Origin of the sequence: Brachymonas moutaii (nom. illeg.), assembly GCF_049977365.1 — a bacterium.
In the GTDB taxonomy this organism is placed as follows: Bacteria; Pseudomonadota; Gammaproteobacteria; order Burkholderiales; family Burkholderiaceae_C; genus Brachymonas.
Genome location: NZ_JBNGEN010000004.1, coordinates 195,355 through 205,185 on the forward strand (window position 1 = coordinate 195,355; position 9,831 = coordinate 205,185).

Sequence of the window (9,831 nt, forward strand, 5' to 3'; positions counted from 1 at the left end):
GGCCCCCTGCGCACGGGGTGTCTGCAAGGGGGCACAGCCGCAAGGTCCGGCCTGGGGGCGCGGGCCTTGCGCGCATGCAAGAGGCGGGTGGGGGCTCAGGCGTCGGTGGCGGGGCGGATGTCGCCGATGCACACGAGCTTCATTTCCAGGTATTCGTCCATGCCGTGGTGGGAGCCTTCGCGGCCGAGGCCGGACTGCTTGACGCCGCCGAAGGGGATCTGCTCGCTGCTGATGAGGCCGGTGTTGACGCCGACCATGCCGTATTCCAGCGCTTCGCTCACGCGCGTGATGCGGCCGATGTCGCGGCTGAAGAAGTAGCTGGCCAGGCCGAATTCGGTGGCGTTGGCGGCGGCAATGGCTTCGGCCTCGGTCCTGAAACGGAACACGGGAGCGAGCGGCCCAAAGGTTTCCTCGCGGGCGCAGCGCATGTCCTGCGTGGCGTTGGCGATGACGGTGGGAGCGTAGAACTGGCCTTCCAGTGCCTGGCCTCCGGTGACGACGCGGCCGCCCTTGGCCACGGCATCGTCGATGTGGGCCCGCACCTTGACCAGGGCGGCAGGCTCGATCATGGGGCCGACGCTCACGCCCTTGGAGAAGCCGTTGCCGATCTGCAGCTTGCCGACTTCGGCGGCGAGCTTCTCGATGAAGGCGTCATACACCCCGTCCTGCACATACAGGCGGTTGGCGCAGACGCAGGTCTGGCCGGCGTTGCGGTACTTGCTGGCCATGGCACCCTGCACGGCGCTGTCGAGGTCGGCATCGTCGAACACGATGAAGGGGGCATTGCCGCCGAGCTCCAGCGCGAGCTTCTTGATGGTCGGGGCGCACTGTGCCATGAGGATGCGGCCCACTTCGGTGGAGCCGGTGAAGCTGAGGTGGCGCACCACGTCGCTGTCGCACAGGACCTTGCCGACGGCGACGGCCTGGTTGCTGGTGATGAGGTTGAGCACACCGGCCGGGATGCCGGCGCGTGCGCCCAGCTCCACGGCGGCGGTGGCCGTGAGGGGAGTGAGTTCGGCGGGCTTGACCACCACGGTGCAGCCAGCGGCCAGGGCCGGGGCAACCTTGCGGGTGATCATGGCGAGCGGGAAGTTCCAGGGGGTGATGGCGGCACAGACGCCGATCGGCTGGCGCAGCACGGCTAGACGCTTGCTGTTGTCGAAGGTGGTGACGGTTTCGCCGTTGCAGCGCTTGGCTTCTTCGGCAAACCATTCGACAAAGCTCGCGCCGTAGGCGACTTCGCCCATGGCTTCGGGCAGGGGCTTGCCCTGTTCGGCGGTCATGATGCGGGCCAGGTCTTCCTGGTGGGCCGTGAGCAGGTCGAACCAGCGGCGCAGGATTTGGCTGCGCTGCTTGGCGGTGAGGCCGCGCCAGGCGGGCAGGGCGGCTTCGGCGGCGTCGATGGCGCGCTGGGTGTCGGCAGCCGTCAGGTCGGCGACCTGGGCGAGTTCGAGTCCCGTGGCGGGGTCGATCACGGCAAAGGTGGTCTGTCCCTCGATCCACTGGCCGTTCACGTAGCCGGCGGTCTTGAGGAGGGTGGGGTCCTTGAGAAGCGAGAGGGGAGAGGAGGGGGTAGCGGTCATGGTGGGTCTGCAATCGGTACGGAAGAGGAAAGGAGGGCGGCAGGGAGACTGCCGCCCCGTCCTGGCGGTGGCGGGGTGGGCCGGCCCCGTGTCACCCGCCGGTATGTGGCGGGTGAGGGGCTGCCCATCCGCACCTCATTCGGCGACGGGATGGAGCACGACCTCGGGAGGGCGGCGTCCGGTGCCGATGCCGAACTTCTGGGCGATGACACCCATGGTCACGATCACGGCGGCCAGGATCGAGGTATACACCACTTCGGTGCGGTAGGTGCCTTCTGCCACCATGATCACCAGGGCGACCGCGATGAAGCCGATGACGGCATAGGTGAGCCAGGGGAACAGCCACATGCGGAACTCCAGCTTGCGGCCTGCGGCCTCGAACTTCTGGCGCATGCGCAGCTGCGAGAAGGCGATGGCCATGTACACATACAGGGCCACGGTGCCGGTGGCGGACATGAGCACGTCATAGACATCCATCTTCTCGGTGGCGGTGAGGTAGATGGCCACGAAGGCGAACACGCTCGAAATCAGTACGCTCACCCAGGGGCTGCCGGTGTGCTTGCCGGTGACGCCCATGATGCGGTGGGCATCGCCACGGCGGGACAGGGAGAACAGCATGCGCGAGCAGGTGTAGAGGGCCGAGTTGAAGCAGCTGCACACGGAGGTCAGCACCACGAAGTTGACGATGTCGCGGGCATGGGGGATGCCGAGGTTCATCAGCGTGACGCTGTAGGTGCCGTAGGTCGGGTCCTTGAGCAGCGGATCGGTGTAGGGGATCAGGCAGGCGGCGATGAAGATCGAACCCACGTAGAACAGCACGATGCGCCACACCACCGACTTGGTCGTCTTGACGATTTCCTTGCTCGGGTTGGCCGACTCGGAAGCCGCCACCGTCACGATTTCCGCTCCCATGAAGGCGAACATCACTCCCAATAGCGCGGTGACCAGCGCCCCGAATCCGTGAGGCATGAAGCCCTCGCTGGTCAGGTGCGTGAAGCCGCTGGATGTGGGGGTGCCCCAGGGCCACAGGTGCATGATGGCCAGGCTGCCGATGATCAGGAAGACCACGATGGCCACCACCTTGGTGAGCGCGAACCAGAACTCGAATTCGCCGTAGTTCTTCACGTTCATCAGGTTCACGCCGATGAGCGACACGCTCACGATCAGCATGTAGCCCCAGATCGGGATCATCGGGAACCAGTTGTTGAGGATCTTGCCGGCCACGTAGGCTTCCCAGCCCATGAGCAGGGCACAGAAGTACCAGTACAGCCATCCGATGGTGAAGCCGGCCCAGCGCCCGATGGCGCGGTCGGCGTAGGTGGAGAACGAGCCCGTGTCGGGGTGCGCCACGGCCATTTCGCCGAGCATGCGCATCACCAGCACCACGAGGATGCCGCCCGCGAGATAGGCCAGCACGGCAGCCGGTCCGGCGCTGGCCAGAACCTTGCCGGAGCCGATGAACAGGGCGGCGCCGATGACGCCGGCAATCGAGATCATGGTCAGGTGGCGCGGCTTGAGGCCGGCCTTGAGCGCGGTGCCACCTGATTCCGGAGTATGCGCAGTCATGGCAGTTTCTCCTTGTCTATAAGGAAGGAATGGAAGGGAAAAGGGAGTGAAGGTCAAGAGCCCCCGGCATCACGGCCCGGTGGGGCCGGCCGGGAGCAGAGGGAGCCGCTGCGCCTCGGGGGCAGGCGGCTCCGCCCCTGGCATCCCGCATCGGGACGCCCCGCAGGGGAGGCAGGTGCCTGCCGCTCAGCGGTCGAGCGCGTCGAAGCAGTCCGACAGGATGGACAGCCCTTCGTCGAGCACCGCATCGCTGGCCGTGAGCGGCACCAGGAAGCGGATCACGTTGCCGTAGGTGCCGCAGGTCAGCAGGATCAGCCCGCGACGGCCGGCCTCGGCCGCGATGGCCTTGGTCAGATCGCTCATCGGCTGCTTCATGTCCTTGTCCTTGCACAGCTCGATGGCGAGCATGGCGCCCAGGCCGCGCACTTCGGCAATGACGGGGTGCCGCACGGCCAGTGCCTCCAGACCCTTGCGCAGGTGGGCGCCCACGGCCTTGCTGCGTTCGAGGAGGTTGTCCTGTTCAAAGGCGTCGAGCACGGCCAGGCCGGCTGCGCATCCCAGCGGGCTGCCGGCATAGGTGCCACCCAGGCCGCCGGGGCCGGGAGCGTCCATCATCTCGGCACGGCCCGTCACGGCCGACAGCGGAAAGCCGCCTGCCATCGACTTGGCGGTGGTGATCAGGTCGGGAATCACGCCGGTCTGCTCGATGGCATACCAGGTGCCCGTGCGTCCGGCGCCGGTCTGCACCTCGTCGACGACCATCACGATGCCGTGGCGGTCACAGAGTTCGCGGATGTGGGCCAGCAGCTCCTTGGGAGCGGGGTTGAAGCCGCCTTCGCCCTGCACCGGCTCGATGATGATGGCGGCCACGCGGCTCGGCTCGATGTCGTTCTTGAAGATCAGCTCCAGCGAGTGGATCGAATCCTCCACCGTCACGCCCCGGCTGGGAACCGGGAACAGGGCGTGGTACAGCTCGGCCGGGAAGGGGCCAAAGCCAGCCTTGTACGGCACGACCTTGCCCGTGAGGCCCAGAGTCAGCAGGGTGCGGCCGTGGTAGCCGCTCGTGAAGGAGATCACGCCGCTGCGTCCGGTGTGGGCACGGGCGATCTTGACGGCGTTTTCCACCGCTTCGGAGCCGGAGGTCAGGAACACCGTCTTCTTGGCGAAATCGCCGGGAGCCTTGGCATTGAGCCGTTCGGCCAGCGCCACATAGGATTCATAGAGCAGCACCTGAAAGCAGGTGTGCGTGAAGCGCTGCATCTGGGCTTCGACGGCGGCCATCACGGTGGCGTTGCGGTGCCCGGTGTTGAGCACGGCAATGCCGCCCGCGAAGTCGATGTAGCGACGGCCTTCCACGTCCCACACCTCGGCGTTTTCGGCACGGTCGGCAAAGATGTGGTACGAGTGGCCCACCCCGCGCGGCACGGCGGCTTCGCGGCGGGAGTACAGGGCGGCATTGGTCTGAGCGGTGGTCTCGGTCATGGTGGAAATCACTCCTTGGAACGGAAAAAATCGACACCCCCAATGTAGAAAGCCCTCCCCCCGGCCAACATATACACTTGCCCATCCTTGAAACCGTGGCTGTGTTGGCGGGTGCCACGGTACGGTCGTCCCGGGTGACGCGGCATGCCTCAAAAGCGTGTTTTTGGCACCAGTTATGCTTGTGTACGCTCCATGTTTGTACTTGACTCCAGTTCCGGCACCTCTTTGGTGCAGCAGATCGTCAACGGCTTCCGGCAGTCGATCGAAGACGGCTCGCTGCGTGCGGGCTCCAAGCTTCCCTCCATTCGCCAGTTTGCCCAGACGCACGACGTGAGCGTCTACACCGCCGTCGATGCCTACGACCGGCTGGTGGCGCTGGGCTACTTTGTCTCGCGCCCCAATCTCGGCTTCTTCGTGCGCCGGCGGCAGGCCACGCCTGGCCCCGTCGCCGTGGCCGGGCCCTGCGACGCCTTCGACGCCAACTTCTACATGCGCCGCATCTTCGAGCACCGCAGCCTCAGCCTCAAGCCGGGCTGCGGCTGGCTGCCCGAGGAATGGCTGTTCGGCGAGGGCGTGCGCCGCAGCCTGCGCACGCTGGCCGCAGGCGACATCAGCATCAGCGGCTACGGCGAGCCCAAGGGCTATCTGCCCATGCGGCAGCTCGTGCGCGACCTGCTGGCTGAGCGCGAGATCGCCGTCACGGCCGAGCAGCTCCTGCTCACGCAGGGCTCCAGCCAGGCGCTGGACCTGATCGCGCGCCGTGCGGTGCGGCCGGGCGACAAGGTGCTGGTGGACGATCCGGGCTATTCCAACCTGTATTTTGCGCTGCGCTTCATGGGCGCAGAGCTGCTGGGCGTGCCCCGGACCGAGGAAGGCTACGATCTCGAACAGCTGGAGGCCCTGATCCTGGAGCACCAGCCCAAGGTTTTCTTCACCCAGCCGCGCCTGCAGTGTCCCACCGGCATGTCGGCCACCCTCTCGCACATGTACCGGGTGCTGCAGCTCGCCGAGCGCCACGACCTGCTGGTGGTCGAAAACGACATCTACGCCGATCTCGACGACCGGCCCCGCGCCACCCTGGCAAGCCTCGACCAGCTGCGGCGGGTCGTCTACATCGGCAGCTTCTCCAAGACCATCTCTCCCAACCTGCGGGTGGGCTATCTGGCTGCCCATCAGGAACTGGTGGAGGAGCTCGCCCAGCTCAAGATGATTTCCGGGCTCACCTCCTCCGAATTCTCGGAGCGGCTGGCCTACGGTGCCCTCATCGACGGGCGCTGGCGCAAGCACCTCAAGAACCTGCGCGAACGCCTGGCCGACGCCCACAGCCGCGTGTCCGCCCGATTTCTGGACATGGGCTTCGAGACCTTCGCCACCCCCAAGGCTGGCATGTTTCTGTGGGTGCAGCATCCGTCGATCGACAATGCCAACGTGCTTGCCCTGCTGGCTGCCGAGAACGACATCCTGCTCGGCCCCGGTCATCTGTTCTCGCCCAGCTTGACGATGAGTCCGTGGCTGCGCTTCAATGTGGCGTTCAGCGAGGACGAGGCCGTGCTGCGCTTCCTGCGCCAGTACATCTGACCCTTCGGCCATCGGCCCTCCGGGCAGGCCGTTCCCGCTGCTGCATCGCCTGTGTCCGGCTGGCCACCGGGGCCCGCACTCCTATAATCCGGGCAGCATTCCCTTTTTCCCGTACCGAGAGCGCCCCCCGGGGCGTTTTTGCCGCATGACCACACCCATGACCGTTGCGGAAATCCGCAAGACCTTCCTCGACTTCTTCGCCAGCAAGGGCCACACCATCGTGCCGTCGAGCCCCCTGGTTCCCCTGAACGACCCGACCCTCATGTTCACCAACAGCGGCATGGTCCAGTTCAAGGATGTGTTCCTCGGCACCGACAAGCGTCCCTACCACCGCGCCACCAGCGTGCAGGCCTGTCTGCGCGCCGGCGGCAAGCACAACGACCTCGAGAACGTCGGCTACACCGCCCGCCACCACACCTTCTTCGAGATGCTCGGCAACTGGTCCTTCGGCGACTATTTCAAGAAGGAAAGCATCACCTGGGGCTGGGAGCTGCTGACGCAGGTCTACGGCCTCCCGGCCGACAAGCTCACCGCCACCGTCTACCATGAGGATGACGAGGCCTACGACATCTGGACTAAGGACATCGGCCTGCCGCCCGAACGCGTGATCCGCATCGGCGACAACAAGGGCGGCAAGTACAAGAGCGACAACTTCTGGATGATGGCCGACACCGGTCCCTGCGGGCCGTGCAGCGAAATCTTCTACGACCACGGTGCCGACATCGCAGGGGGCCCTCCCGGCAGCCCCGACGAGGACGGCGACCGCTTCATCGAGATCTGGAACCACGTGTTCATGCAGTTCGAGATGCACGAGGACGGCAGCCTCACGCGCCTTCCCGCCCCCTGCGTGGACACCGGCATGGGGCTGGAGCGTCTGGCCGCCATCCTGCAGCACGTGCACAGCAACTACGAGATCGACCTGTTCCAGAACCTCATCCGGGCTGCAGCGCGCGAAACCGGCTGCACCGATCTGGCCAATCCTTCCCTCAAGGTCATTGCCGACCACATCCGTGCCACTGCCTTCCTGGTGAGCGACGGCGTGCTGCCCGGCAACGAAGGGCGCAGCTACGTGCAGCGCCGCATCATCCGCCGCGCCATCCGCCACGGCTACAAGCTCGGCTGCAAGAAGCCTTTCTTCCATCGGCTCGTGCCCGATCTGGTCGCGCTCATGGGCGATGCCTATCCCCGTCTCAAGGCGCAGGAAGCCGAAATCGCCTCCGCCCTGCAGGCCGAGGAAGAGCGCTTCTTCGAAACGCTCGAAAAGGGCATGAACATCCTCGACGAGGCCCTGGCCGGTGACCGCCAGACCCTCTCCGGCGACATCGCCTTCAAGCTGCACGACACCTACGGCTTTCCGCTCGACCTCACGCAGGACGTGTGCCGCGAGCGCGGCGTCACGGTCGACGAGGCCGGCTTCGAGAACGCCATGCAGCACCAGAAGGACACGGCCCGCGCAGCGGGCAAGTTCAAGATGGACAAGGTGCTGGAGTACGAAGGGGCCAGCAACACCTTCACCGGCTACGAGCACCTCGAAGAGGAGGCCCAGGTCCTGGCCCTCTATGTGGATGGCGAATCCGTGTCCCAGCTCAGGACCGGCGATCAGGGCGTCATCGTCCTTGACGTGACCCCCTTCTACGCCGAAAGCGGTGGCCAGGTGGGCGACCAGGGCCTGCTGCGGGCCCCCGGGATCGAATTCCAGGTCACCGACACGCACAAGATCAAGGCCGACGTCTTCGGCCACCATGGCGTGCTGCTGCAGGGCGTGCTGCGCGTGGGCGACCGGGTGCGAGCCGAGGTCAGCCACGACCTGCGCTTCGCCTCCATGCGCAACCACAGCGCCACCCACCTTCTGCACAAGGCCCTGCGCGAAGTGCTGGGCAGCCATGTGCAGCAAAAGGGCTCCCTCGTCACCCCCGAGCGCACCCGTTTCGACTTTGCCCACGGCGCCGCCCTGACGCCCGCCCAGATTGCCGAAGTCGAGCACAAGGTCAATGCCGAGATCCTGGCCAACACCGACACCCGTGCCCGCGTCATGCCCATGGAAGACGCCCGCCAGACCGGTGCCATGATGCTCTTCGGCGAGAAGTATGGCGACGAAGTGCGCGTTCTCGACATCGGCTCCAGCACCGAGCTGTGCGGCGGCACCCATGTGGGGCGCACCGGCGACATCGGCCTGTTCAAGATCGTCACCGAAGGCGGTGTGGCCTCGGGCGTGCGCCGCATCGAGGCCGTTACCGGCGCGAATGCCCTGGCCTATCTGCAGGGGCTTGAGCACACCGTCTCCGAAGCGGCGCAGGCGCTCAAGACCCCGCCCTCCGAGCTGCTCGGCCGCATCGGCCAGCTGCAGGAACAGACGCGGCACCTCGAAAAGGAAATCGCCGCGCTCAAGGGCAAGCTCGCTTCGAGCCAGGGCGATGAACTTGCCGGCCAGGCCGTCGATGTCAAGGGGGTCAAGGTGCTGGCGGCACGCCTCGAAGGCGCCGATGCCAGGACCCTGCGCGAGACCATGGACAAGCTCAAGGACAAGCTCAAGAGTGCTGCCATCGTGCTGGCTGCCGTGGAAGGAGACAAGGTCCAGATCGCCGCTGGCGTGACCAAGGACCGCACCGCAGCCCTCAAGGCCGGCGAGCTCGTCAACTTCGTGGCCCAGCAGGTGGGGGGCAAGGGTGGCGGCAAGCCCGACATGGCCATGGCAGGCGGCACCCAGCCCGCCCACCTCGACCAGGCACTCCAGGGCGTACAGGCCTGGGTGGCCGAGCGGCTCTGATCGGCGCTCCACCCCTGTCAGGAATTTTCCATGCCCATCACCATCGTCACCGCATTCTTCGACATCGGTCGTGGGCAGTGGAATTCCCGGCAGGGGGGTAACCAGCCCTTCCTGAAAAGAACGACGGACACCTATTTCCGGCGTTTTTCCCATCTGGCGTCGCTTGACAACGAGATGATCGTCTTCACCTCGCCGGATCTGGTGGACAGGGTCCGGCGGCTGCGCAAGGGCCGTTCCGGAGCCGTGATCGCTGTGGATTTCCCCCGCGAGTTCTCCGCACTGCGCGACCGCATTGCCGCCATCCAGCAATCGCCCGAATTCCAGGCGCGCATCAGCCCCGATCAGGTGGCCAACCCCGAGTATTGGAGCGCCGAATACGTTCTGGTGAACCTGCTCAAGACCACCTTTCTGCGGCGTGCCATCGAAGGCGGTCATGTCCATCACGAGATGGCCGCATGGCTCGATTTCGGGTACTGCCGCAAGGCCAGAACCTTGGGGGGCGTGGTGTCCTGGGACCATGACTTCGATCCCGAAAAGATCCATCTCTTCAGCATCCGGAAATGGACGCAGCCGCTGCCTGACCGCTCCCCCCGTGCGCTGGTCCGACACCCGGCTCTGCAGCATGTCATGGCGCACAACGAGGTGTACGTCATCGGCCCTTCCATCGTGGCCAGCCGTGCGCAGTGGCTGCATCTCGACGCGCTCTACCAGACTGTGCTCGGAGAGCTGATGCAGAACGGCTGGATCGACGACGACCAGTCGCTTTTTCTGGTGGCTTCCCTGTCGGAGCCTGAGAACGTGTTCACGATCCGATAGCAGATTCAGAGAGAATCGATGGATGCGCACCAAGACCTA

Annotated in this window: 6 protein-coding genes; 3 read left to right on the top strand and 3 right to left on the bottom strand. The window is 65.8% G+C overall.

The genetic code is table 11. The features are described from left to right. Positions 1 to 95: 95 nt before the first annotated feature. The 3 genes from ACP2WS_RS06975 to gabT all read right to left on the bottom strand — a co-directional run bounded on the left by ACP2WS_RS06975 (position 96) and on the right by gabT (position 4,631). Positions 96 to 1,583, bottom strand: coding sequence for an NAD-dependent succinate-semialdehyde dehydrogenase (locus tag ACP2WS_RS06975; protein ID WP_426460159.1), 1,488 nt, complete (start codon positions 1,581 to 1,583; stop codon positions 96 to 98). 135 nt (positions 1,584 to 1,718) lie between these two features. Beyond that, a complete protein-coding gene (locus ACP2WS_RS06980) occupies positions 1,719 to 3,149 on the bottom strand; it encodes an amino acid permease (protein WP_426460161.1) in 1,431 nt (476 codons plus the stop codon). Between the two features lie 186 nt (positions 3,150 to 3,335). Then, positions 3,336 to 4,631 carry a 4-aminobutyrate--2-oxoglutarate transaminase gene (gabT, locus tag ACP2WS_RS06985; RefSeq protein ID WP_374492833.1) on the bottom strand — a complete coding sequence of 432 codons (1,296 nt, stop codon included), beginning with the start codon at positions 4,629 to 4,631 and terminating at the stop codon, positions 3,336 to 3,338. Positions 4,632 to 4,823: 192 nt separating this feature from the next. On the opposite strand from gabT, the gene ACP2WS_RS06990 reads away from it, so the two are divergent. The 3 genes from ACP2WS_RS06990 to ACP2WS_RS07000 all read left to right on the top strand — a co-directional run bounded on the left by ACP2WS_RS06990 (position 4,824) and on the right by ACP2WS_RS07000 (position 9,792). Then, complete coding sequence (locus ACP2WS_RS06990; protein ID WP_426460162.1) at positions 4,824 to 6,209, top strand: aminotransferase-like domain-containing protein; 1,386 nt, start codon at positions 4,824 to 4,826, stop codon at positions 6,207 to 6,209. Positions 6,210 to 6,354: 145 nt separating this feature from the next. Beyond that, on the top strand, positions 6,355 to 8,976 hold the full coding sequence (alaS, locus tag ACP2WS_RS06995; protein WP_426460164.1) for an alanine--tRNA ligase: 2,622 nt from the start codon (positions 6,355 to 6,357) through the stop codon (positions 8,974 to 8,976). A gap of 30 nt (positions 8,977 to 9,006) precedes the next feature. Continuing rightward, positions 9,007 to 9,792, top strand: coding sequence for a WlaTC/HtrL family glycosyltransferase (locus tag ACP2WS_RS07000; protein ID WP_426460165.1), 786 nt, complete (start codon positions 9,007 to 9,009; stop codon positions 9,790 to 9,792). The last annotated feature ends 39 nt before the right edge of the window (positions 9,793 to 9,831 follow it).